This window comes from Sporosarcina limicola (assembly GCF_014873855.1).
GTDB lineage: Bacteria > Bacillota > Bacilli > Bacillales_A > Planococcaceae > Sporosarcina > Sporosarcina limicola.
In genome coordinates, this window is record NZ_JADBEL010000009.1 from 38,178 (window position 1) to 62,397 (window position 24,220).

Genomic DNA, 24,220 nt, shown 5'->3' on the forward strand with positions numbered 1-24,220 from the left:
ATCTCTTCATTCATTACAACTTCCAAAACCCACTAAAACAAGGGGCGTAGCCTAAACAGGATCGCCCTTCCATATCTCAATTATTACTAGTTCCTTCTTTAAAAAATCTTTGTTCATTTAATTTGCCATTAATGGCTGTAATAGTATAAATAAATTCCAACCATTTTGTAACATTACCTTTGGAATTGTAAATTTGTTTCTCTCCACCTATAAACCATATTAGTTGCAAATCATTTTTTAATAACCAATTATCTAAGATTGTTGCATTTAATAAAGCAAATGATGGGCCTTTTTCTTGCTCACTCGGATCTAAAAATACCATATCATTTGCGGAATTTTTCCACGCACTGAAATTTCCGGAAGTTGGCACTAATTCTAAGTCTTTAATCAATAAGGAATTAGGTAAATAAATCGAAATAGATTGATCTATTGATTTATCCCTTTCTCCAGTTTCCCATTCATATTCATTAGTTGGTACCAAATGTTCGATATCTAAAATTCGATTATCTTCATCATTACGCCATTCATCTAGAAATTCATAATAAGGATGCCACGGATACTCTCTAAGAAAACCTTGATGAGAAGAACTTAAAGGTGAAAAAATAGAAGGATCAAATAATGCTTGGTTCTTCATCTTTTCCAGTACGTTAGGTACGTTTTCCTTTTTCACAATACAAGCATTAACTCTATACCAGAGTTCCTCTTTGTATTCATTACTCTCACTTTTATTAGTCCACTTTCTGAATCCTCTTAATACATACCACTTTTTATTTTCAGCAAGATTTGTTATTTTTAATAATTCTTTGAAATCTGGTAGTCTTGTTTCATCGAAAACCCATTTCTCAGAGTCATCAGAACTAAAAACCGGAATATAAGTTGACCACCATACTCCTCCAAACTCATCCCATCCAGAATCTTTTGTAGCTCTTAACCAGATAGTTGGATCAATATCTCGTTTCCTTAGTTGCCAGGGTCCTTCATATGCATCTTCTTCTCCAAAATCACCGGCCCAATATAAATTATCTGACATTCTTGCCAGCAGTTCGTAAAATGCTATCCACTGATATTTCTTTCCTATTCTTTCAATGGTCGATGTACCTCGTCCATAGTTACTACTATGCGTCTGTTCGAAATCTTCAAATAGATCTTTTTTCCACCCCAATTCATAAGCCCTCTTACACACCCATCTTTGCGCCCATTTTCGGCTGAATTTTGCTAGTCGATTTGTTACCCCTAATCCGGTTATCCATCTAAACGTTTCTTTATCTTCTTCAGACAGCACATTATTAATTTTCTCTTTTAATGTTTCCCAATTATTACTTGGAGTATCTATATTTCTTGTCGAAAAAGAAAATTCCCATGGCTCTTCCGCTTCAAATTCTTCTTGTATATCATCTATAATAGTTACAATTCTTTCTTTACTATAGGACTCAATTCTCGCATTAATTTCTGCTAGGTATTCTGCTTTTAAATCATCTGGAAGTTTTTCTACGAACTTTAAATGCAACTGATACGCTTTCTCTGGCTGCTCTTCTGTAAGTTTTGTAGGTGACCAATCATGTATACAAGACATCGTATAATTTCCGAAATCCCCAGAAAGCCCCATGAGTGAACTCATAATCGAAGAATATTTCTCCCCCACTAAATTTTCTAATTCTGATTTTACAGGGTTCTCAATTGGCCATTCACTTTTATATGGTGGTCTAAATTTCGAAATTTTATCTTCTTCAATTAAATTTCTATACAAAGCATTTTCCATTACCCCTCTTGCATAATCCCTTAAAAGTAAATGGGGATATGGAGAACCATTTACAAATTGTAATTCATATACCGTTTCAGCTATTTGCTTTACAACCGCTATATCTTCATTATTGCAAACTACACCATAAGTCACTGCATACAATCTTTCTTTCAAATAAATATCATCAATTGGATCAAACTCCGTTAAAAGATCTACTACAATTGATGGTTCAGTACATAGTATCCTAACCAATGATTTCGTAACCTGATCTCTAACTTTTCTATTCGAGGTTGTTGTCATCCACAGAAGAGCATAACTTAACAATCTTATGCGCTCTTTTTCTACTTCAGCTAAATTTGCATCTAATGACCAATTTATTAGTGTTCTCGTAATGGTTTCTGGCTGATTTTCTTCCTCTTCATAATCACTAATTGCTATATGTGTTGACCAAAAATGATCTCGTTCTGGCATAGTAAAACGCTTTAAATTTCTGTGCAAAAAATCAGCATTTAACGGATGTCCAGGCTCTGTAGCTAAAGCTAATAGTTTTTCTAATGACTCTTTAAAATATCCATAACCCGTTATCTTATTTAACAACTTAATTGAACGGTCTGTTATAGAGAGTTTATTACGTAATAACAAAACATCAGTAAACGATTTATCAAAAATGTACTTATATTTAGAATCCTCTTTTGAAATAAAATCAATAAATTCTCTATTAAGCTTTTCAGGAAAAGCTACGCCCAGTGCCTCTATCAATCCTGAGTACCTATAGCAATCTTTTATTAATCGTCCAATTATTCCATCCTCTTCAAATTCAGATTCTACATTTTCAATATCCAAATTGTTCATTAAACTTTCTACTATAAAGTAGTCACTGAACCTCTCATAAGTGAACCTAACTACTTCTTTTGAAACACCATTGTTATCAGTAATAATATCCAAAGCCAGTAGTCCTTCTGATGTCAATAATGTTATTAAATCATCATTGAAATAAGGCTTAGGATCAATACTTTTCATCATTTCCCAGGCTTCATTAATTTCTATACCAAACATATTATTCGGATACATTTGCTTTACAATCGCTTCCACTACTTTAGATACTACCTTTTGCCCACTAAAGTAACCCTTTTTCACTCTAATTATTTCTTCAATACTTTCTAAATAAAAATCGAAGATAGCTGTCTGCCCTTCTAAACCTTTCGGAAAAGAAGAAAGGTTTTTAGTTTTTATAGCCTTGCAACATGTTTTTAAAAATAGTGGATTACTAAACTCTGGAGAAAAAATCGGCATTGAAGGCTTATCTATTCCCTGCTGTGCTAAATATTTCATAGCAGCACGATGTTCGTAACCTCTAAATCCTTCATGTGGAATTTTAATTATATGTTCAGATATTGAATTAGGTAATATTGCTTCCTCATAAGTTTCTCTACAACTTAATAATAATGATATATGCGGATATTTTTTTAATTCCATTGCAAATGTTGTTAAATGATTTATCCAATCGAGTCTATAATTCCCTTCGTTTAAGGCATCCACTATTATTAATGTTCGAGTACCTTTTGCTTCCCCAGCTGCGTCTAAAGCACCCAACAATTGTTTGTAAGATACTGTCTTCAAGTCTAGTTCTTCTGCTAAAAAGTTTAATGGATTTCCTCCTGAATACTTCTGACCTAATAAAAATACAGTAGGTAAATTTTCATCTAAGCGTTTTAAAGCTATATCACATAATAAATGAGATTTCCCTATACCTGCCTCCCCTAAAATAACTGCACTCTTTGATTCATATGCTTGTACATTTATGCTAAAAACAAACGAATTAATATCGGTTATTTCATCTAATATTTTTCTAAACTTACTTCTAATTTCTTTCCATTCATCATTACTTGCAATATTATCCCAACAAAAATCGTTAAATTCTGTTGCTACTTGTTCAAGAAGTTCTATTTCAATTCTAGCTATTTCAAATTGATTAGAAACATATTGTTCATCTAAAGCTACAGAATATATTTTTCTGAAACTCATGAATCTCCCTTTAAATTCGTTCCACTTTACCCCTTTATCTATAACTGTCCTTTTATATCGATCTAATTCATTGATTTGGTTTAATAAACTATTCAAAGTCTTCGTTTGCTTATTAATGTCTGAGTGCCATTGCTGAGAGAGTCCTAATCCATCAATCTTTTTTGATATAGGCAAATCTACATGATATTCATCCGAAAATCTTTCCCCTATAGCAACCCTAGATTTATTGGTAATATTTTCAAAAACTTCTTCACTCAGCATAGGCTCATTAAACCAATAAAATGCTTTTCCGATATAATTCGTTTCTTCTGTTTGTAGCATCATGTTCAACTCGTGGCGTCCCCAATAAATAAACTCCACATTCATATTTTTCGACTGAGCTAATTCAGTCCACTCTTTAACGTACTGCTGCCATTTATCCAGTGAGGAAGTAACAGGCTTTCCATTAGGACCATTTTTTCTACTGTCGTTAAAATCTCTAGGTACACAAATATAATACTTCGTTAAATTAGGGTGTTTTGTTAATGCGGTTATAACGGAACCATTTATTTGGTTCCATTCATTGTTCTCAAGTCTCTCTGTGAAATACTTAGCCTGCCAAGCATGCTCTGTATCATCTTTTAATTTCCAAAAACATTCAACCCCAGCATCTCCACCGGCCCCATCTTTTCTTATAAAACCATGACCATTCTGAGGTTTGTTCAGATGTGCCAATTGACAAATTAATTCTTCAAAACCACCGTCTTTACTACCATCAAAAGTTCTAATTCTCAAAAAATCAAAATCTATCATTTCAATCAACCTCACCATCATCTTTAGATAAGAAATACAACGAACCGTCTTTTTCTAATTATAACTTGAAACAATGATTTTATCTTTATATTCTTAAAATTCAACAGCTCACCGCTATCATATGTATATAAATATTTATCTTTTTATTTTTATATCTCATCCGTTTACTATTCATTCAATCCTTACTTCTCATTATACTACCTACCAACAAATCCCCTAACTATTCATATCAGAAAGAAAGACAAAGAACAGGGCAGTTACTATCCACTCTGTTCTTTGTCTTTTGGATTATCACTGAATCCAGAAGACCCATATTTGCATTGACTTTTTCTAGGACATACTGAACCTTAGACAAATCGCATTTATCGCTAACCTTTTGTGCATCGGAAATCACATTCTCCCTTCAATGGGCGCTTATAAAATTGAAAAGATCCATGTAGATATATGTCAGAAGCATGTAGATGAATAGGCTACTAAGTTAAAGAGGTTCCGCATGGTAAAGGCGTATGCAGCGAAGGTGTTAGACTTTGCGATTAAACGTGGCTATATACAAACAAATCCTTTTGCACATGTAGATATGCCCACCGCTTCTTTTAGAAAGACTAATGCAACGGATGAAGATGAAGCGGAGAATTTCTATACTCGTGAGCAGCTTATTGAGTTCCTAACATGCTTAGAACAAGAAAGTAACTACAAAGCATATGCCCTATTTCGATTACTAGCTTTCAGTGGTATGCGCAAAGGTGAAGCACTAGCCCTTACATGGAATGACTTAAACTTCACCACAAAAGAGCTACGCATTAATAAAGCACTTTCACGTGGCAAGGATAACAAGCTATATATAAAATCTACGAAAACGGGTACTGCTCGTACAATCAACATGGATGACAAAACAATGGCTATTTTAAAAGTATGGAAGAAAAAGCAGAAGCAAGATTATTTCAAACTCGGCTTTAATACGTTGCAGCCGAAACAACTTATTTTTAGCAATGAGCACAACGAATACATGCAGCCTACCAAAACTCGTAAGTGGATTGTGCATATCCAGGACAAATAACGAGCTAGGCACAATTACAACACATGGTTTACGCCATACACATTGTTCATTGTTATTTGAAGCAGGTGCTAGTTTAAAGCAAGTGCAAGATCGATTAGGACATACCGATGCACAAACAACGCTGAATATCTACACACATGTCACACAGAAGGCAAAAGAGGAAGCAATACTGAAGTTCGCTAACTATATTGAGATGTAGATTTAGTGACTACGTTTTGACTACGCTTTTGACTACGTTCGATTGATATTCAATGACATCGTATGAAACAAGGCAAAAGAAAAAACCCTTGATATACAAGGGTTCTGACGTTGTTTGAAACCATATGATTTCTCGATATGGAAGCGGTGGGAGTCGAACCCACGTCCAAAGGCCCTAACACTTAAGCGTCTACGCGTGTAGATTGTCTATTGGGTTTCGCGCATCAGTATGCCGGCAATCAGGGCGTCCTGCGCGCTATTCTGTGAATCTCTTCCGGCTGCCTCAGAAGGCAACATATATCACAGTTGATATTTAAATAAAAAGCCGTAGCTTTAGAAGCCACAGCTTAGACTGTTTTTAAGATTTGTTCTGCAACCCAAGATAATCCTTTGTGGGCTAGAAATGGGTTATCTAAGTTTAAAGTTTCTAAATTAGTTATAGCTAGTGATTCAGCTACCTCTTGATCGATTTCATAATTCGATAAGCGAAGTAATGACGTAGTTAATTCTTCAACCAAAATAGCGTTAACACTACTGTTGTCCATGACTAATGTACTCGACATGTTTAACCACTCCTTCTTTTACGTAATGTACAGCCTTCATAACAAGCTTATCACAAATGGTTTGATTGTGCACAGATACTTGACGAGTTGATGTTGTATTTTTTGTGATTTCGTTTATAAAAAACTCTTCTGTTATAGCTTTCCTTTTAATTTGAGGAACAAGAATATTAGGATTACTATCACTCATTACACCGTATATCAAATCATAATCATGCATTTTCGTTTGTGGATTTAGACGATTTTTTAATATGAAGCGAGCGAAATCTTCTGAATAACTTAACAGGCGGGAGCCAGTCACTGCTACAATTCACGGAAGGACGCGAATGGTTTCAGTGAACTGGCACCCGCGAGTGTGGGAACACAGAGATACTGCTACTGAAATTCGCCAACAATATCAAGATATAGATAAATGACTACGTTCGTTTGATATTCAATGAAATCCAATAAAAAAAACCCTTGATATCAAGGGTTTTTTCGTTGTTTGAAACCATACGATTTCTCGATATGGAAGCGGTGGGAGTCGAACCCACGTCCAAAGGCCCTAACACTTAAGCGTCTACGCGTGTAGATTGTCTATTGGGTTTCGCGCATCAGTATGCCGGCAATCAGGGCGTCCTGCGCGCTATTCTGCGAATCTCTTCCGTCTGCCTCAGAAGGCAACAGCCGTCGTATCCCACTAAAGGTTGAGCCTTGTAATCACCACATGGGCGATGGAACTACAAGGCAGATTCAACAGCTTACGCTGCGAATGCTAGGTTGTTGTTTGTTTTGCCTGTTATTATAGGTGTCGTTTCTGACGGAGCCGAACCCTCCGACGCGCAACTCAAGCTCAGACTACCCCTGTCGAATCCGTAACGCCCCCGTTATGAGGAGGTCAGGATGGCCTGAACAATGATGTTAAAAAAAGTCCGGGAAAAATAGCTGTCGGATTACGTTGTCAGCTTGCTTCTCCGGTCCTCACGTATTAAAATACGCTCCGGTCCTCAAAGGCTTCGCTTCCTAGTACTCCTCGGCTCTTTTTGTCCTCCTTTTTCAACTTTGAACAAAGGCTTCTGAACTATCTTACTGTACTTATCATAGCGCATTTTCACAAAAAAATCAATCCCGTTGCCTATCCTTCAAGGCACGAGCCATTTCACGTTTGGCATCCTTCTTCTTGAGATCCTCACGCTTGTCGTAATCTTTCTTCCCTTTACCAACGCCAATCAACACTTTTGCGAAGCCGTCTTTCAAATACATCTTCAATGGTACGATGGCAACGCCTTGCTGTTTTGTTTCGACAAATAGTTTGGCAATTTGTTTTTTATGCAGCAATAGTTTCCGCGAACGAGTTGGGTCATGGTTGAACTGGTTTCCGTGATCATATGGACTAATATGCATATTGGAAATCCATGCTTCGTTGTCACGGATACGCACAAAGGCGTCTCGTAACTGCACTTTACTGTTACGGATTGATTTGATTTCCGTTCCTTGTAGCACGATACCTGCTTCAATCGTTTCTTCAATCGCAAAATCATGATTCGCTTTTTTATTGACAGCTACAACTTTCCCTTGGCCTTTCGCCATGTTTTTCACCCCTTATCAAATACGCCTCGGCGTATTTGCGCCTGGATTTTGAATTGAGCTTGCTCAATTGATTCCTTTCAAAATCCGTGGCATCCGCCGGAGGCTTTAACTTTATTCAGCAAAGGTTTGAACTCCTGATGAATAAAGTTGAAAACCGTGGGCGGTACTCGCCGCCCTCAATTTATTTTTTCTTTTTAGGTTTAGGCTTCTGATTCTTCGCTACACTTTCATAGAACTTCTTCTTTTTATTATATGTGCCCGTTTTCTTTTTATCAGCTGATTTGTCACCAGTCTTCTTGTCTCCATCTTTCTTTTTTGCATGGATGACTTTCGGACTTTCTTTCCGGGTACGGTGGAATGATTGTTTCATGCCGACAATTTCAAAATCGATTGCCGATTCTTCTGGTTTAACGGCTACAACTTTCACTGTCACTTCATCGCCCAATCGGAACTGCTTGCCAGTATGTTCGCCAATCATTATCATTTGACGATCATCGAAACGATAATAATCATCATTCATGTAACTGACGTGAACTAGGCCTTCAATCGTATTTTCCAATTCGATGAACAGTCCGAAATTCGTAACGGATGAAATAACACCTTCGAATTCTTCACCGATTTTATCAAGCATGAATTGTGCTTTTTTCAGCGACTCCGTATCACGTTCAGCTTCAACTGCGCGTCGTTCCCGTTCTGAAGTATGTTCTGCGATTTCGGATAAGCGTGCACTCCAGTGCGCAATCGTCTGTGCAGAAACGTCTTTTTCGAGTAGATACGTACGTATCAAACGATGAACAATCAAGTCGGGATAACGGCGAATTGGTGAGGTGAAATGTGTATAGAACTCAGTTGATAAACCAAAATGACCTAGACTCTCGTCGAAATACTTCGCCTGTTGCATCGAACGCAGAAGCATTGTTGAAATAACGGTCTCTTCTGGTAACCCCGCGATGGATTCGACGATTTCTTGCAATGCACGTGGATGGACTTTATTGCCTGTCCCTTTCACGATAACACCGAAATTAGTCAAGAATTCAAAGAAGCGTTGTAATTTTTCAGCTTTCGGATCTTCATGGATTCGGTAGATGAACGGTACTTGTAGCCAATGGAAGTGTTCCGCAATCGTTTCGTTCGCTGCAAGCATGAACTCCTCGATGAGACGTTCCGCAACAGTACGCTCTCTGATGACGATATCTGTCGGCCATCCTTCTTCATTTACAAGAATTTTTGATTCCTTGAAATCGAAATCGATTGCTCCGCGGTCGATCCTTTTCTGTTTCAATATCGCCGCAAGTTCTCCCATCTCGTTGATCATCGGAACGATAGCTGCGTACTTTTCAATTAGCTCTTCATCTTTTTCTTCGATGATTTTATAGACATCCGTGTATGTCATACGTTCGTTCGTGCGAATGACACTTTCAAAAATTTCATGATTAATTACTTTTCCGCTTTCATTGATTGTCATTTGACATGACAATGTCAACCTATCCACGCCAGGGTTCAATGAACAAATCCCGTTCGATAGTTTATGTGGCAACATCGGGATAACACGATCCGTCAAATAAACGCTTGTCCCTCGATCATAGGCTTCCGCATCCAATGGCGTATTTTCCTGAACATAATAACTGACGTCGGAAATGTGAACAGACAGTGTATACGTGCCATTGTCATTTTTAACAACCGACACTGCATCATCTAAGTCTTTCGCATCTGCACCGTCAATCGTAAAGGTTATCTCTTCACGTAAATCACGTCGTTTGAATAGATCTTTCTCCTGTACTTCATCAGGAATATTATTTGCCTGATCCAGTACTTCTTTCGGGAATTCGACTTCGATTCCGTGCTTATGGATGATGGAAAGAATATCTACGCCTGGATCATTTTTATGACCAAGTATTTGAGACACCATGCCTGTTGCGGATTTTAAATCACTCGGCCATTCCGTTATTTCAACGACGACTTTATGGCCGTCCACCGCATTAAGTGAATCGCCTTTTCCAATGAAAATATCCATCGGAAGTTTTTTATCATCAGGAATAACGAACCCGAATCCTTTGTTGTCTTGATAGGAACCAACAACTTTTGTCGTTTTCCGTTCAACAACGCGAGTAACTGTACCTTCACGTCTATCACCTGATGAGGTGCCCGTAACACGCACAAGGACAATATCGCCGTTCATCGTACCATTCACTTCATGCGGTGGGATGAATATGTCGTCCATGCCTTCCATTTCTGGAGCAACGAAACCGAATCCTTTTGCATGGCCTATGAATTTCCCACGAACAAGGTTCATGCGCTCAGGTACGCCGTAACGATTCGTTCTTGACCGGATAATTTGGCCTTTTTGCTCAAGCTGAACGAGCATTTTCACAAGTTCCTTGAATTCTGCAGCTTGCTCCATGCCCATCATTTCCTGAATTTCCTGCACGGTTTGTGGTTTGTAAGATTCCTCTTTCATAAGAGACAGCAATTTCTGCTGCATCTCTTTCTCGAAATTATCCAATTGCATCTCTCCTTTATAGTTAGCATGTTCATTTGTTCTATTTTTCACACGTTCCAATCAAGCGATTCTAGAAATTCAAAAATATCCTCATGAAGTTTCTCTTTTTCTGGCCCGAGTGTGATGACATGTCCCGACTTTTCATACCATTTCATTTGTTTGTCTGCTGATTCAATCGTGTCATAAATAATGTTTGCAGAATCAGGATCGATGACATCATCTAGTGATCCCTGCACAACAAATAGCGGTGCATAGATATGATCGATGTGATCACGTACATCATAGATGAATGTTCTAAGGTCTTTTAGGGAAGGCATGGTTTGCTGTTTTAGTGCCTGTACTTCCTGTTCAATTTCTTCATTGCTTTTTCCTTCATATTTCTTATATTCGCCAGCGTATTTTAGTACTCCTTCAAACATTTGGTCCGTCGTTCTCATGGACATTGGTGCACACATCGTAACAATACCCTTCACAGGTTTGTTATACCCTATTTTCAGTGAAAATACGCCTCCAAGTGATAATCCCGCCACTGCGATTTCATCGTACCCAGCGTCTTTTAGTCGATTATATCCATCAAGTACATCTTCCCACCACTCTTCGGGGCCAGTATGTATCAATTCTTCCGCCGGAACGCCATGACCTCTATAATGAGGTGCAAGCGATGTATAACCCTTCTTTTCAAGAAAGCGCCCGAGCATGCGGACGTCTGCCGAAGTTCCAGTGAATCCATGAAGAAGCAAGACTGCACGCCTCCCTTTTTCAAAAAAGAATGGTTTTGGTTGAGCAACTCTCATTCTTTTCATCCTCCTACAAAAAACGCCCGACCATGCGGTGGTCAGGCGTTTGTTAGTTATTAAGTTATACTTTCATGATGGCTACTGCCAATATGAAAAACAAAACGGAAAGTACGACTGTAACTCGTTGAAGTACGAGATCAAGTCCACGCGCTTTTTGTTTACCAAAAAGTTGTTCAGCTCCACCAGAGATGGCTCCTGAAAGACCTGCACTTTTCCCAGATTGCAATAAAACAACAACGATCAATGATAGTGCTACGATAACTAGCAGTGTCATCAGTAAAGCGTGCATTTTGTTCCACCTCCTGAATACGAACTTCACAACAGTTCTATTTTACCAAAGTCAAGCTACTGTTACAACCTATTATTCTGAATTTAGACCAGTTGACATCAATTCTCTATTTCAAATGAATGAAAATAAAGAAGAAACCCTTAAATGACAAGGTTTCTTCTTTATTAGAACAATTATTTTTTCAAGTTATAAAATGTTTTGATACCAAAATACTCAGACGTGTCATCTAGCTGATCTTCGATACGGAGCAACTGATTGTATTTTGCAACACGGTCGGTGCGTGAAGGTGCACCTGTTTTAATTTGACCTGCATTTGTTGCAACCGCGATATCGGCGATTGTTGTATCTTCTGATTCACCTGAACGGTGGGAGATAACGGCCGTATAACCCGCACGTTTTGCCATTTCAATCGCATCGAACGTTTCCGTCAATGTACCGATTTGGTTTACCTTGATCAAGATCGAGTTGCCGACACCTTCTTCTATTCCCCGTGCCAATTTCTCTGTGTTTGTTACAAATAAGTCGTCACCGACAAGTTGAATTTTTTTACCTAAGCGTTCCGTCAATAATTTATGACCCGCCCAGTCGTTTTCGTCCAAACCGTCTTCGATTGAGATAATTGGATATTTGTTGCAAAGCTCTTCATACCAATTAACCATTTCTTCGGATGTCTTGACGATGCCTTCGCCTGTAAGATGATATTTGCCATCTTCTTTATTGAAAATCTCAGATGCGGCAACATCCATCGCAAGGAGTACTTCTTCGCCTGGCTTATAGCCTGCTTTTTCGATTGCTTCGATGATTGTAGACAATGCTTCTTCATTCGATGAAAGGTTTGGAGCGAATCCGCCTTCATCTCCAACAGATGTGTTCAAACCTTTTGAGTGGAGCACCGCTTTCAAGCTATGAAAGATTTCGGTTCCCATACGAAGACCGTGGCGGAACGATTCAGCACCTACCGGCATGACCATGAATTCTTGAATATCTACGTTATTATCCGCGTGCTCGCCGCCATTTAAAATATTCATCATCGGGACAGGCAATTGCTTCGCATTTACGCCGCCAAGGTACTGGTAAAGCGGAATGTCCAGATAATCAGCAGCAGCATGTGCAACGGCAATCGAAACGCCAAGAATTGCATTGGCACCTAGTTTCCCTTTATTGGCAGTACCATCAAGTTCAATGAGTGCTTTGTCGATCGCTAGTTGATCGAGGACAGAATAGACTTCTTCTAATTCATCGGCAATGACATCGTTGACGTGTTCTACCGCTTTCAATACTCCTTTACCTAAATAACGATTTTCATCGCCATCTCGTAGTTCTACGGCTTCATATTCACCTGTGGAAGCTCCAGATGGAACGATAGCACGACCAAACGCACCACTTTCAGTAAATACTTCAACCTCAACTGTCGGATTCCCACGTGAATCAAGTACTTCTCTTGCTTGGATAAGTGTAATGATTGGCATGTTTTTCTCCCCTTTATCAAATATGCCTCGGCGTATTTGCGCCCGGATTTTTATCGAGCTTGCTCGATAAATTCCTTTGAAAAATCTGTGGCATCCGCCGGAGGCTTTAACTTTATTCAGCAGGGATTTGAATCCCCACTGAATTGTCCACACACTTTGCATTCATCTCACCACTTATTCCAATAGGAGACTTCTGCTGAATGAAGTTAAAATAGTGATGTTCCAGTCATAGCATCTGGTTGTTCAAGTTCTAGCAATTTCAACATTGTCGGTGCAAGATCAGCGAGTTTGCCTCCGTCCCGCAGCACGACGCCCGGTTTCGTCACAATGACGGGAACAGGGTTTGTTGTATGCGCCGTCATCGGAGAACCTTCCACCGTCGTCACTTCATCAGCATTACCATGGTCTGCTGTGACAATCGCTGAACCGCCTTTCGCATGAATGGCGTCGATGATTTTTCCAAGACAGAAATCGACCGTTTCAATCGCCTTGATGGTCGGCTCCAGCATCCCGCTATGCCCAACCATATCCGGATTCGCAAAATTGAGGATGATTGCATCATAGCGTTCCGCTTCGATGCCTTCTACAAGCGCTTCGGTCACTTCGTATGCACTCATCTCGGGTTTCAAATCGTATGTTGCCACTTTTGGAGAGGCTATCAAGATTCGCTCTTCACCTTCAAACTTCTCTTCCCTACCGCCACTCATGAAAAAAGTGACATGTGGATACTTCTCAGTTTCCGCAATTCGGAGTTGTTTTAATCCGTTATCTGAAATGACTTCACCGAGCGTATTTTTAAGGTTTTCATTTGCATAGACAACGTCTGCAACGACTTCGTCACTATAATGTGTGAACGTTACAAATTTCAAATCTGTGAACTTTTTCGTATCAAAGTCTTTAAATGTATTATCAGTGAACGTGCGTGATAGCTGAATTGCCCTATCTGGTCGGAAATTAAAAAACACAACGGCATCCTCATCTTCAACTGTTGCGACGGGTTTTCCTAGTTCCTCAATGATGAAAGGTAAAACGAATTCATCATGTACACCTTGCTCGTATGATGCAAGAATGCCGGCTGTTGGAGTTACTGCGGTAAGGGCAGTGCCGTCCACAATCGCACGGTACGCTTTTTCCACACGATCCCAACGCTTGTCCCGGTCCATCGCATAATAGCGCCCTGAAATACTTGCAAATTTACCGACACCAATTTCCTGCATAACCGCTTCGGTCTTTTCAATATAATCAAGGGCAGATTGAGGTCGAACATCTCGTCCGTCAAGAAATGCATGAACGTATACTTTGTCAACCCCGTTCATTTTCGCAAGACGAAGAAGCGCAAACAAATGCTCATAATGGCTATGTACCCCGCCATCAGAAAATAATCCCATCAGATGAAGTGCAGAGCCGTGTTCTTTGGCATGTGCAACTGCATTGAGTAATGTTTCATTGTCAAAAAAATCGGCTTCTCTGATGGATTTATTGATGCGTGTCAGGCTTTGATAGACAATCCGACCTGCTCCGATATTCAAATGACCTACTTCCGAATTGCCCATTTGTCCCTCTGGAAGACCGACAGCTTCTCCACAAGCGGTTAAAGTAGAATGCGGGAAGTTGTTCCACAGAATATCGTAATTCGGCTTGTTCGACTGTGCGACTGCATTTCCGAAATTCTCATCTCGAAGACCGAAACCATCCAAAATAATTAATGCCACGGGTCCTTTACTCATGTGCACAAGCCTCGACCAATTTCAAAAATGATTTAGGTTCTAAGCTTGCCCCTCCGACAAGTGCGCCATCGATATGTTGCATCGATAAGAGTTCTTCAATATTGTCCGGTTTGACGCTGCCGCCATACTGGATACGGATTTCACCGGCAATTTTTTCGTCATATAAGTCACCGATTGTTGTACGGATTGCACCGCATACTTCATTCGCATCTTCCGCAGTAGCAGTTTTCCCAGTTCCAATTGCCCAAATCGGTTCATACGCAATGACCGCTTTTGGTGCAAGGTCTTGACTGATTCCTTCGAATGCTTTCTTCACTTGACCGGCCACTTTATCCCCCGTTTTACCATTTTCCCGTTCTTCGAGGGATTCCCCCACACAAACGATGGGTGTTAAATCGTATTCGAATGCGGCATGGACTTTACGGTTGACGGATTCGTCGCTTTCATTGAAATATTGCCTGCGCTCGGAATGGCCAAGGATTACATAATTTACACCGCTATTCGACAGCATCGCTGAACTGATTTCACCTGTGAAGGCTCCCTCTTTAACATCATGCATCGTTTGCGCGCCAATGCCAACAGAGGAATCCTTTGTAAGCTGTGCAAGTTCAGAAAGGTACAAAGAAGGTGGGCAAATGACCACTTCCACATTTTCTGAAACCGGCACTTTGCTTAACACTTCTTCCATAAAGCTTTTCGCTTCTTCCGCTGTCTTATACATTTTCCAGTTCCCTGCAAGGATACGTTTACGCAAATCTTTTCCCTCCACTCATTTATCTTTCAACGCTGTGACGCCTGGCAGGTCTTTTCCTTCCATGAATTCAAGGGAAGCTCCTCCGCCAGTAGAGATATGATCCATTTTGTCTCCGACACCAAATTTTTCAACGGCCGCAGCAGAATCCCCGCCTCCGATGACTGTATAAGCTTGTGTTTCCGCCATTGCCTCCGCAACACGTTTCGTACCAGCGGCGAATGACTCCATCTCGAACACACCCATCGGTCCGTTCCAGATGATTAGTTTAGAATTTTTAATCACATTGGCATACAGTTCAGCCGTTTCCGGACCAATATCAAGACCCATCCATCCTTTAGGAATTGAATTGATTGACACAGTTTTCGTCTTTGCATCTTTGGAGAATTCATCCGCTACGATCGCATCAACTGGCAGGTATAAGTTAACGCCTTTTTCTTTTGCTTTCGTAATGAATGATTTTGCTAACTCAATTTTATCTTCTTCTACTAGCGAATTACCAGTTTCGTAGCCTTGCGCTTTCGAAAATGTATAAGAAAGCCCGCCTCCGATAAGTAAGTTATCGACTTTATCTAATAGATGGTCGATCACTCCGATTTTATCTTTTACTTTCGCACCACCGATAATGGCAGTGAATGGACGTTCAGGTTCTGTTAGCGCTTTTCCAAGAACATCAAGTTCTTTTTCAAGCAGTAGGCCTGAGACTGCCGGAATATATGCTGCGATGCCAGCAGTAGAAGCATGTGCACGGTGTGCCGCGCCAAAAGCATCATTGATGAATAGGTCCGCCAAAGCTGCAAATTCCTTTGCCAATTCCGGATCGTTTTTTTCTTCTCCGGCATGGAATCTGACATTTTCAAGCAGCACGATATCGCCATTCTCCATCGTCGAAATAGCTTGCTTCACTTCATCACCAATCGACGTATCAAGTTTCGTTACGGATTTACCAATGAGTTCCGCAAGTTTTTCCCCCGTAGCAGTGAGCCGCATATCTTCGTTCACTTCGCCTTTCGGACGGCCAAGATGGCTTGCAAGAATGACTTTCGCACCGTGGTTCGTTAAGTAGTCGATTGTCGGAATTGCCGCCCGGATTCTCGTATCATCCGTCACTTTCCCGTCTTCCATCGGCACATTGAAATCCACCCGGCAAAATACACGTTTCCCCTCAAGCTGCATATCTTTCATCGTCTTTTTTGACATCATGAAACATGCCCACCTCCAAGTAAAATTAAAAAGGAGGAACGGGGTTTCCCCGTCCCTCACACCCATCTACATTATAAGGGGTATTTTTGTTTGTGGCTAGATTTAACTGTTTATAACGATTTAAGATTTAGTTTATAGTCCTTTATGGTACATATACAACGCCAAATCGATACAACGTGCCGAGTAAGCCGATTCATTGTCGTACCATGAAATAACTTTCACCATATTATCCCCTATCACCATTGTTGATAAGCCGTCCACTGTGGACGAGGAAATATTGCCGTTGTAATCTTTTGAGACGAGCGGTAATTCAGTGTATACCAAGATGTCTTTCAATTCATTTTCAGAAGCTTTTTTGAGTGCTGCGTTTACTTGTTCAACTGTCACATCTTTCTCCAGTTCAGCGACGAAATCGACGAGTGAAACGTTTGGTGTCGGAACACGGACTGCCATACCATCCAATTTCCCTTTCAACTCAGGAATAACTTTTGTCACTGCCGATGCAGCGCCTGTCGTTGTCGGAATCATGGATTCTGCAGCTGCACGTGCACGTCTGTAATCTTCATGTGGTAAGTCCAAGATACGTTGATCATTCGTGTAAGAATGAATTGTTGTCATCAGACCACGTTTTACGCCGAATTGTTCATGAAGTACTTTCACAACTGGTGCAAGGCAGTTTGTCGTACAAGATGCATTTGAAATGATGTCATCTTCCTCAGGATTGTATTGTTCATGATTCACACCCATTACGAGTGTTGTCAACTCACCTTTAGCAGGCGCTGACAAGATTACTTTTTTCGCTCCGGCTTCAAGATGCTTGCTCAACTGCTCTTTATCGCGGAATACGCCTGTCGAATCGATGACAACATCAACTTCGAGTTCTCTCCATGGTAGAACTACAGGATCTTTCTCTGCATACACCTTTACTTTTTTCCCGTTGACAACAAGATATTCTCCATCTGAAGTTACTTCAGCATCAAATATGCCGTGTACTGAATCGTACTTCAGTAGATGTGCGAGCATTGCTGCGTCAGTCAAATCATTGACTGCCACGATTTCGATTTCGTCTGATTTCATTGCCTCGCGGAATACGATTCGTCCTATTCGTCCAAATCCGTTAATCGCCATTTTCAATGTCATTTGTTTTCCCTCCGAAGATAAATTAGTATGTAGATTTTTTTATCAAACACGCCTCGACGTTTTTGCGCCCGAATTTTGAATTGAGCTTGCCCAATTGACTTCTTTCAAAATCTATGGCATCCGCCGGAGGCTATAACTTTATTCAGCAAGGGGTTGAACTTGTGCTGAATAAAGTTAATTAATACCCTCAATTGCTTGTTGCTAAGGGCGGTTGTTATCATCGGTAGCACTTCTATATATTTAGAAATCTATTCAGCATTTCAATTGCAGCGCCTTCATCTGTTACTAGAATGGTCTGTTTCGGTGCGCTTGCCATATAAGAGAGGATTGCTTCAGTTTTACTGCTTCCTCCTGCAACTGCGATGATTAGTGGAATTCGTTCAAGTTGATTCGTCTGAATTCCAATCGTTCGAATACGGTGAACAGCATTTCCATTCTTATCGAAGTAGTAACCGAACGCTTCCCCTTGCGCTCCACACTCTTGAAGCATAAGCTGTTTCTTTTCTGTTGAGCTACGTATTAGGGCCATCGTCTGGGCATCCCCGATTCCATGTAGGACACAGTCAGTTTTATCGTATAGTTCAAGCATTTTCAGGACTGAAGGTTCTTTTCTAAAAGCTTCATGAGCTTCCAATCTCAACGATTCTGGGTAATAAAATGTATTATATGTTCCGCTACAAGCATCTGCGAAGGAGGCTGCAATAACATTCGCTTGCAATCCAATTTCATCTCCGACTCCACCCCTTGCAGCGATAAATAGCAGCTCCCGCATGTCGTCATTCTTTACAATATAGGGCGGGATTGATGCAATTGTGCTTCCTCCGGTGACGGCAACTATTTTCCCCTTGCCAATTTCAGCTATGAATTGATTTGCCGCCTCCAAGCCAAGTAAACTTTTTGCCGTAGAATCCATATCACAATTCCCGGTAACCACTTTGACTGCGCGAATGCCAAGGAATTGAGTTAATTTCTTGGCAATAGCCGCACGACCTGACCAGTCTTCCATAGCTGATTCAAGAGTGCTTAGGACCACATCTCCCTCAGTCGTAATCGAAGTTCCTTCTTTCGCAACCCGGATAAGATTCTGACTTCGGAGGGCATCCATCATCGTACGAGTTTCTCGCTCCGATAAACCTGCCGTCTGACCGAGTGGGCGTCTTCCAATTGGTCCTGCCATTTTTACGATATTCAGTACGCGATACCTTTGCTCCATGAGTTCCATCATTTCAGGTACGAGCTTCCTTTGTGCTTCTATCATTGGGTCCAATGGTTGCCCCCTTTCGTTCGTTGGGTCTACAAACGTCCCTCTATATCAATCAACGTCCCACCTAATGCAAAAAAATATATCTGATTCCTACTACCATTATATACTCTCTTCTTTAATTTTACAAATAAAGTCCATTGGTTTTTCAGAATAGTTCCAGAACATCGACATAACCGATAGATCCATGAAGCAATACTTCGCCATCTTTTTCGATAACTGGAATCATTAGCATGTATTTCTCATGGCTGTCATCATCATCTTCAATATTGATTTCGGTCCAAGTAAGTGCGACATCCTCCTGTGCGAGTTGCAACATCAATTTAGCTTCGTCACAAAGATGACAGCCTGACTTCGTATAAAATAACACATGCATTCACAAACACCTCTTGATTATTTTTATTACTTCAGTATAAATGAAAACTGGACTATCATACAACATTTTCGTCATCAAAAAACCGACCTTATTATGAAAGGTCGGTTCGTTTTTCATTATTTTTTATCTACTTGTTCTTTCATATCACTACGTGTGAAAATGTGATCAATCATTCCGTACTCTTTTGCACGTTCAGCAGTCATGAAATTGTCGCGCTCTGTATCTTTTGCGATAACTTCAACCGGCTGACCAGTACGTTCTGAAAGGATAGAATTTAACTTGTCGCGAAGGAAGAGAATTCGTTTAGCAGCGATTTCAATTTCTGTCGCTTGCCCCTGTGCGCCGCCTAATGGTTGGTGAATCATCACTTCCGCGTTAGGGAGTGCACAACGTTTCCCCTTTGTACCTGCTGCTAGTAGGAATGCGCCCATTGATGCAGCCATACCGATACAAATTGTTTGGATATCAGGTTTGATGAATTGCATCGTATCAAAAATAGCCATCCCAGCAGTGATGCTTCCTCCTGGGCTATTGATATAAATCGAAATATCTTTTTCAGGATCTTCTGCTGCTAAGAATAGTAGTTGGGCAACGATTGAGTTTGAAACGTTATCATCGATTCCGCTACCGAGCATGATGATTCGGTCTTTCAAAAGACGGGAATAAATATCATACGCACGCTCACCCCGGCTCGTTTGTTCAATTACTGTAGGTATTAAATTCATTCCATTTCCTCCTTCAAGGTGGATAGTAGTGTCAGTCTGTTGAAATATACTTTCGTTTCAACTATAACTTTATCATACATAGTATGGTCAACAAAGGTCAAATATAACGCTTTCAAAATAACTATTGCTTTCGTTCGATTACATTAGTATAATGAATCTTGTCTGCTACAAAAAAAGTTTGACATCCTGCCCTCGTGGTGCAACGGATAGCACGTGAGCCTCCGAAGCTTAAAATGTGAGTTCGATTCTCGCCGAGGGCATTTTATTTTATCGTAATATGTTTAAGTATACCGTGTCTCTACGCTTTTTATAGCGTGGGGACATTTTTTTATGGAGAATTTCAGACGATGCTTTAACGTCAATAATACCACGAAGAAATACCACGCAGTACAAACCGTTCCTTGAGAAAAAGCAAAGGAGGGTCCCGCCATTAAACGCAGAAATTCCGTCACCACCGCTTTATCTAAGCAACTTATCGAAACATCATCCCGTGATGAAATAAAAACTTCTAATTATTACGACGCCTCTGAGGAATTTTTAAAACATTGCTACATTAAAGGTCTATCTCCCGAAACAGTTAAGTTCTACGAAAAAGAACTCAAACAGATAGATCGTGGGCTTGCGGGAGTAAATGCCCCGCTCACGGATGTGCGAAAGATTAAAACTTTAGACATCGAAAACTTTATAGAATATCTACTCGGCATAGGGCGTGCAACGAGTACGATTAACTCTCGCCTTCGTGCGGGTAGGACGTACTTCAATTTTTGCATACGCAAAGATTATATAAACGCAAATCCTTTCGATGGCGTGCAACAGCTAAAACAACGACACGAGGTTGGTGCAACATTTTCTAAGCGTCAAATTAAACGTCTATTAGATGCGCCCGATTACGGTCGTTTAAATACACGCACCTTTCTCGGCTCGGATCGCATATTGGTCCGTGTAACCACTGGAGCCGGAGGCGAAAGGTAGTCTGTATAAGAATAAGAGTGTATCTCGAATCGGAATGCGGTTGAGCCTTAGAGCCGTAAGGCTTAGAGGCACTTTTGAAGCGTCCGGTTTTTTCGGTTCAGATGGGACTCTACGTCCGGTTTTTTCGGTTCAGTTTACATCGGAAGGAAAATGTAAACAGAGAGAAAGCGGCTGCCGATCCCGAATCCGAGGGAAAAACCGATCACATACCGATAGATCCCGTCCATGCTTGCGGTATTTTTTTATAGGCTATGTTAAATTTTATTGTCGATAATAGAATATTCCGAACAGTTTCTTCTCGCTGAACTAACGGGCAGTTTTGTTGAACAAGTTGTGAATTTAGCATTTTAAAGTAAGAGCATTTCTTTGTAATGAGAAATGCTTTTTATTTTTATCAAAATTAAAAGGATACAATAATAATATAGTAAAAAACGGTATTAATTTATTGTATAACGATAAAAAATGTGTTAAATTCATTTTATCAATAAATCAGTGAGGTGCTTTAAATGAATGTTAAACAAGGTTCAACCACCTTCTTAAAGGTAATTATTTTTCTGATTGGAATTGCGATGTTTGCTTTATGTATCTTTTGGTTGCCTGAGATAGCCATTAAAGATGCAAAGGTACATCCAGATACGGCTTACTTCCTAATCTCCTTTTTAGTATGTACATATGGATTCTGTATTACGTTTTCTGTTGCGTTGTATCAAGCATTTAAACTACTAACCTATATCGAAAAAAACAATGCTTTCTCTGATTTATCCCTTAAATCTTTGAAAGTCATAAAAAAATGTGCTTTTACAGTCATTTTCCTCATTCTGTTAGGAATAGTAAGCTTAATGGTACTTGCTAAAGTCACAGGAGATGATGCAGCAGGTCCTATATCATTAAGTCTAATGGGTATTTTAGTGACAAGTACCGTTGCAACTTTTGTAAGTGTTCTTCAAAAACCAATTAAAAATTTCCTAGAAAAAAATGAAATAAAAATGTGAGGTGTTTATTTTGAGAGAAGTCACAACATTGTTTTTAAAAATAGCTGTTTTTATTATTGGACTACCGGTTCTTGCTTTATGTATATTTTTAGTGCCCCATATGGCGAATTTCGCAGCAAAATTGTATCCAAATATTGCCCTAATGAAATATCTCGTTTTCATCGTGATGTATGGAGCGACTGTGCCTTTTTACTTTGCTCTCTATCAGGCTTTCAATCTTTTACGGTACATTGACGAGAACGCAGCGTTCTCGGAATTATCTGTAAAGACGTTAAAGAACATAAAGTGCTGTGCGATTACAATCAGTGGTTTGTATGTATTAGGTTTGCCACTCTTTCGTTTTATAGCAAAGGAAGTTGACCCTCCTATTGGATTAATGGGACTCATCATCATTTTTGCTTCGTTGGTTATCGCCGTTTTTGCTGCTATACTCCAACGGCTTCTACAAGAAGCGATTAACATAAAATCAGAAAATGATTTGACAATCTGAGGTGAATAACATGGCGATTATAATCAATATTGATGTGATGTTAGCTAAAAGAAAAATGAGCGTAACAGCACTTTCAGAGAGTGTTGGAATAACAATGGCTAACCTTTCTATATTGAAAAATGGAAAGGCAAAAGCGATTCGATTATCAACTTTAGAGGCGATTTGTAAGGCTTTAGAATGTCAGCCTGGAGATATTTTGGAGTACAAAAGCGACGAAGACACTCAATAAAAACAGACAACTAATTTATATAACTAACGCGTAACGATAGTTATATTAACCGCCTTTTCAAAGGGCGGTTTTCTTTTGGGGCAAAAACAACATTAAGGTTTAACATAGCCTTTTTATAAAAGAATTGCGTTTCATACACAAACAAAAGGGCTTTAGCCCCTATAAGGTTAGACGGAGATATTCGTCACATCTCTCTCGCAGAATAAACTTTGTCAACTATGTACCTTCCTTTCTGATTTTTTGGGACCGTCGGCAACGTCGGTTCTTTTCTTAATTTCATGTACCGAAATGAATCAGAATAAGGCTTATCAAAATTGAGGGAGGGCTTCATCAAGTCGTCTTCTCATCAGCAGTTCGCTCACTGCGTTGTCATGTGGTTATCGCTATCCATAACGAGAGAAGTGCCCGAGAACTCGATCACTTTTTTTTATGCAGTGAGTGCTAAAAATTATCAATTTAGGAGGTACGCAAATGAACGTCAAAACTATGCGAGCGATCCGTCAATTGGGCAATCTCGATCAGATAGAATTTGCCGAGAAAGTCGGCGTCTCTAAAAGTCTCTTACAAAAAATTGAGACTGGAAATGCCCTGCTAACCAAACGAACAGCATCGAAGATTATGTACGCTTTTCGGTTAACCGAGAAGGACATCAAAGAACTCGCAGATATGATCGAACATCTAAAAGAAAAATAAAGGGAGCGATTTAGAATGACAACAAACCGAGCAGCAGCAACGAATATGCGAGAGTACATCGACAGAGAAACGGGCGAGCTCGTATAGGGACGCATCCAGACTCCCCAATAGATCGCAGCTATCGAGATCAACAAGGAAAAGCAGCGTTTCAAAGACCGGGGGAAATCGTTCGTCGCAGCATATATCGATGAACTTAGAACGATTAGCACCGAGCTCACTCTTAAGGACGCCGGATTCCTTATGCGTCTCATTAGTTTCATGCGTATGAATAACGGAGGCAAGCTTATCAATGACGGTAAGGCGTTAAGCTTCGCAGATATTAGATTAGCGACTAAAAAAGGGAAAACCCAGACGTCAGAGATTATTCAAAAGCTCGAAGAACTCGGCATCCCTAAATCGGTAAAAGTCGGGAACTCGAAAGAGTTTTAGGCATTACCAAAAAAATAACGAACCAATTTCAACTATATATGTTGAACTAAAGAATGCCATTGAATCCGCTACGGCGCTTGGGGATACCTCCCGCGATAAGCCTGATAGAAAACCATTATCGGGGAGGGATTGAACTGCATCCCTCCTCTTTGTCTTATCGCTTCGGCTACCCCAGTAGACTCCTTCGCTGAAGATTACAGATAAATTATAAGTTCAAGATATATAAATAAAAAAT

21 protein-coding genes, 1 tRNA gene, 1 other RNA gene and 1 pseudogene are annotated in these 24,220 nt (G+C 40.0%); 8 read left to right on the forward strand and 16 right to left on the reverse strand.

Annotation, left to right across the window (positions count from 1 at the left end; translation table 11 throughout):
* Nucleotides 1-76: 76 nt before the first annotated feature.
* Nucleotides 77-4,558 carry an NACHT domain-containing protein gene (locus H4683_RS09470; protein ID WP_192598612.1) on the reverse strand — a complete coding sequence of 1,494 codons (4,482 nt, stop codon included), beginning with the start codon at nucleotides 4,556-4,558 and terminating at the stop codon, nucleotides 77-79.
* Nucleotides 4,559-5,135: 577 nt separating this feature from the next.
* Between H4683_RS09470 and H4683_RS21920 the strand changes: the two are divergent.
* Nucleotides 5,136-5,814: pseudogene (locus tag H4683_RS21920) on the forward strand (site-specific integrase).
* A gap of 346 nt (nucleotides 5,815-6,160) precedes the next feature.
* Here H4683_RS21920 and H4683_RS09480 read toward each other — a convergent pair.
* The 15 genes from H4683_RS09480 to clpP all read right to left on the reverse strand — a co-directional run bounded on the left by H4683_RS09480 (nucleotide 6,161) and on the right by clpP (nucleotide 20,180).
* The gene (locus H4683_RS09480; RefSeq protein ID WP_192598613.1) at nucleotides 6,161-6,376 is read right to left on the reverse strand and encodes a hypothetical protein; all 216 of its coding nucleotides are present in this window, start codon (nucleotides 6,374-6,376) and stop codon (nucleotides 6,161-6,163) included.
* Nucleotides 6,345-6,674, reverse strand: a complete 330-nt coding sequence (locus tag H4683_RS22605; protein WP_192598614.1) for a DUF3990 domain-containing protein — start codon at nucleotides 6,672-6,674, stop codon at nucleotides 6,345-6,347. Before H4683_RS22605 ends, H4683_RS09480 begins: the two co-directional genes overlap by 32 nt.
* Before the next feature lie 204 nt (nucleotides 6,675-6,878).
* Nucleotides 6,879-7,238: a transfer-messenger RNA gene (ssrA, locus tag H4683_RS09490) on the reverse strand.
* 236 nt (nucleotides 7,239-7,474) lie between these two features.
* Nucleotides 7,475-7,942, reverse strand: coding sequence for an SsrA-binding protein SmpB (gene smpB / locus H4683_RS09495; protein ID WP_192598615.1), 468 nt, complete (start codon nucleotides 7,940-7,942; stop codon nucleotides 7,475-7,477).
* Between the two features lie 181 nt (nucleotides 7,943-8,123).
* Nucleotides 8,124-10,451: a ribonuclease R gene (gene rnr / locus H4683_RS09500; protein ID WP_192598616.1), complete on the reverse strand. Its 2,328-nt coding sequence runs from the start codon at nucleotides 10,449-10,451 to the stop codon at nucleotides 8,124-8,126.
* Nucleotides 10,452-10,489: 38 nt separating this feature from the next.
* The gene (locus tag H4683_RS09505) at nucleotides 10,490-11,236 is read right to left on the reverse strand and encodes an alpha/beta hydrolase (RefSeq protein ID WP_192598695.1); all 747 of its coding nucleotides are present in this window, start codon (nucleotides 11,234-11,236) and stop codon (nucleotides 10,490-10,492) included.
* A 64-nt stretch (nucleotides 11,237-11,300) separates the two neighbouring features.
* Entirely contained in the window at nucleotides 11,301-11,528 is a 228-nt protein-coding gene (gene secG / locus H4683_RS09510) for a preprotein translocase subunit SecG (protein WP_192598617.1), read from the reverse strand.
* A 173-nt stretch (nucleotides 11,529-11,701) separates the two neighbouring features.
* Complete coding sequence (gene eno, locus H4683_RS09515; protein WP_192598618.1) at nucleotides 11,702-12,997, reverse strand: phosphopyruvate hydratase; 1,296 nt, start codon at nucleotides 12,995-12,997, stop codon at nucleotides 11,702-11,704.
* Between the two features lie 206 nt (nucleotides 12,998-13,203).
* Nucleotides 13,204-14,724 carry a 2,3-bisphosphoglycerate-independent phosphoglycerate mutase gene (gpmI, locus tag H4683_RS09520; protein ID WP_192598619.1) on the reverse strand — a complete coding sequence of 507 codons (1,521 nt, stop codon included), beginning with the start codon at nucleotides 14,722-14,724 and terminating at the stop codon, nucleotides 13,204-13,206.
* Nucleotides 14,717-15,478, reverse strand: a complete 762-nt coding sequence (tpiA, locus tag H4683_RS09525; protein ID WP_192598620.1) for a triose-phosphate isomerase — start codon at nucleotides 15,476-15,478, stop codon at nucleotides 14,717-14,719. Before tpiA ends, gpmI begins: the two co-directional genes overlap by 8 nt.
* 15 nt (nucleotides 15,479-15,493) lie before the next feature.
* Nucleotides 15,494-16,675, reverse strand: a complete 1,182-nt coding sequence (locus H4683_RS09530; protein ID WP_192598696.1) for a phosphoglycerate kinase — start codon at nucleotides 16,673-16,675, stop codon at nucleotides 15,494-15,496.
* A 135-nt stretch (nucleotides 16,676-16,810) separates the two neighbouring features.
* Nucleotides 16,811-17,818, reverse strand: a complete 1,008-nt coding sequence (gap, locus tag H4683_RS09535) for a type I glyceraldehyde-3-phosphate dehydrogenase (protein WP_192598621.1) — start codon at nucleotides 17,816-17,818, stop codon at nucleotides 16,811-16,813.
* Nucleotides 17,819-18,050: 232 nt separating this feature from the next.
* Nucleotides 18,051-19,076, reverse strand: a complete 1,026-nt coding sequence (locus tag H4683_RS09540; protein WP_225942015.1) for a sugar-binding transcriptional regulator — start codon at nucleotides 19,074-19,076, stop codon at nucleotides 18,051-18,053.
* A gap of 151 nt (nucleotides 19,077-19,227) precedes the next feature.
* Entirely contained in the window at nucleotides 19,228-19,455 is a 228-nt protein-coding gene (locus H4683_RS09545; RefSeq protein ID WP_192598623.1) for a glutaredoxin family protein, read from the reverse strand.
* 116 nt (nucleotides 19,456-19,571) lie between these two features.
* Nucleotides 19,572-20,180, reverse strand: coding sequence for an ATP-dependent Clp endopeptidase proteolytic subunit ClpP (gene clpP, locus H4683_RS09550; protein WP_192598624.1), 609 nt, complete (start codon nucleotides 20,178-20,180; stop codon nucleotides 19,572-19,574).
* Nucleotides 20,181-20,368: 188 nt separating this feature from the next.
* Here clpP and H4683_RS09555 point away from each other — a divergent pair.
* From H4683_RS09555 to H4683_RS09585, 7 genes are all read left to right on the forward strand, one after another.
* A tRNA-Arg gene (locus H4683_RS09555) sits at nucleotides 20,369-20,440 on the forward strand.
* A 292-nt stretch (nucleotides 20,441-20,732) separates the two neighbouring features.
* Nucleotides 20,733-21,152 (forward strand): tyrosine-type recombinase/integrase, encoded by a 420-nt coding sequence (locus H4683_RS22370; protein ID WP_476715139.1) that lies wholly within the window; start codon nucleotides 20,733-20,735, stop codon nucleotides 21,150-21,152.
* Nucleotides 21,153-21,658: 506 nt separating this feature from the next.
* Nucleotides 21,659-22,144 carry a DUF2975 domain-containing protein gene (locus H4683_RS09565; RefSeq protein WP_192598625.1) on the forward strand — a complete coding sequence of 162 codons (486 nt, stop codon included), beginning with the start codon at nucleotides 21,659-21,661 and terminating at the stop codon, nucleotides 22,142-22,144.
* Nucleotides 22,145-22,154: 10 nt separating this feature from the next.
* Nucleotides 22,155-22,634: a DUF2975 domain-containing protein gene (locus H4683_RS09570; protein ID WP_192598626.1), complete on the forward strand. Its 480-nt coding sequence runs from the start codon at nucleotides 22,155-22,157 to the stop codon at nucleotides 22,632-22,634.
* Nucleotides 22,635-22,644: 10 nt separating this feature from the next.
* Nucleotides 22,645-22,863 carry a helix-turn-helix domain-containing protein gene (locus tag H4683_RS09575; protein WP_047683465.1) on the forward strand — a complete coding sequence of 73 codons (219 nt, stop codon included), beginning with the start codon at nucleotides 22,645-22,647 and terminating at the stop codon, nucleotides 22,861-22,863.
* A 471-nt stretch (nucleotides 22,864-23,334) separates the two neighbouring features.
* On the forward strand, nucleotides 23,335-23,556 hold the full coding sequence (locus H4683_RS09580; RefSeq protein WP_192598627.1) for a helix-turn-helix domain-containing protein: 222 nt from the start codon (nucleotides 23,335-23,337) through the stop codon (nucleotides 23,554-23,556).
* Nucleotides 23,557-23,796: 240 nt separating this feature from the next.
* Complete coding sequence (locus H4683_RS09585; RefSeq protein WP_192598628.1) at nucleotides 23,797-23,985, forward strand: hypothetical protein; 189 nt, start codon at nucleotides 23,797-23,799, stop codon at nucleotides 23,983-23,985.
* Nucleotides 23,986-24,220 lie beyond the last annotated feature (235 nt).

What these genes read in the sequence shown, in the direction of transcription:
- clpP (WP_192598624.1), bottom strand. Translation starts at nt 20,180, where the DNA reads ATGAATTTAATACCTACAGTAATTGAACAAACGAGCCGGGGTGAGCGT.
- gap (WP_192598621.1), bottom strand. Translation starts at nt 17,818, where the DNA reads ATGACATTGAAAATGGCGATTAACGGATTTGGACGAATAGGACGAATC.
- H4683_RS09540 (WP_225942015.1), bottom strand. Translation starts at nt 19,076, where the DNA reads ATGATAGAAGCACAAAGGAAGCTCGTACCTGAAATGATGGAACTCATG.
- H4683_RS09585 (WP_192598628.1), top strand. Translation starts at nt 23,797, where the DNA reads ATGCGTCTCATTAGTTTCATGCGTATGAATAACGGAGGCAAGCTTATC.
- H4683_RS09575 (WP_047683465.1), top strand. Translation starts at nt 22,645, where the DNA reads ATGGCGATTATAATCAATATTGATGTGATGTTAGCTAAAAGAAAAATG.
- gpmI (WP_192598619.1), bottom strand. Translation starts at nt 14,724, where the DNA reads ATGAGTAAAGGACCCGTGGCATTAATTATTTTGGATGGTTTCGGTCTT.
- H4683_RS09470 (WP_192598612.1), bottom strand. Translation starts at nt 4,558, where the DNA reads ATGATAGATTTTGATTTTTTGAGAATTAGAACTTTTGATGGTAGTAAA.
- eno (WP_192598618.1), bottom strand. Translation starts at nt 12,997, where the DNA reads ATGCCAATCATTACACTTATCCAAGCAAGAGAAGTACTTGATTCACGT.
- rnr (WP_192598616.1), bottom strand. Translation starts at nt 10,451, where the DNA reads ATGCAATTGGATAATTTCGAGAAAGAGATGCAGCAGAAATTGCTGTCT.
- H4683_RS09480 (WP_192598613.1), bottom strand. Translation starts at nt 6,376, where the DNA reads ATGTCGAGTACATTAGTCATGGACAACAGTAGTGTTAACGCTATTTTG.
- H4683_RS09545 (WP_192598623.1), bottom strand. Translation starts at nt 19,455, where the DNA reads ATGCATGTGTTATTTTATACGAAGTCAGGCTGTCATCTTTGTGACGAA.
- H4683_RS09580 (WP_192598627.1), top strand. Translation starts at nt 23,335, where the DNA reads ATGAACGTCAAAACTATGCGAGCGATCCGTCAATTGGGCAATCTCGAT.
- H4683_RS09505 (WP_192598695.1), bottom strand. Translation starts at nt 11,236, where the DNA reads ATGAGAGTTGCTCAACCAAAACCATTCTTTTTTGAAAAAGGGAGGCGT.
- secG (WP_192598617.1), bottom strand. Translation starts at nt 11,528, where the DNA reads ATGCACGCTTTACTGATGACACTGCTAGTTATCGTAGCACTATCATTG.
- smpB (WP_192598615.1), bottom strand. Translation starts at nt 7,942, where the DNA reads ATGGCGAAAGGCCAAGGGAAAGTTGTAGCTGTCAATAAAAAAGCGAAT.
- H4683_RS09530 (WP_192598696.1), bottom strand. Translation starts at nt 16,675, where the DNA reads ATGTCAAAAAAGACGATGAAAGATATGCAGCTTGAGGGGAAACGTGTA.
- H4683_RS09565 (WP_192598625.1), top strand. Translation starts at nt 21,659, where the DNA reads ATGAATGTTAAACAAGGTTCAACCACCTTCTTAAAGGTAATTATTTTT.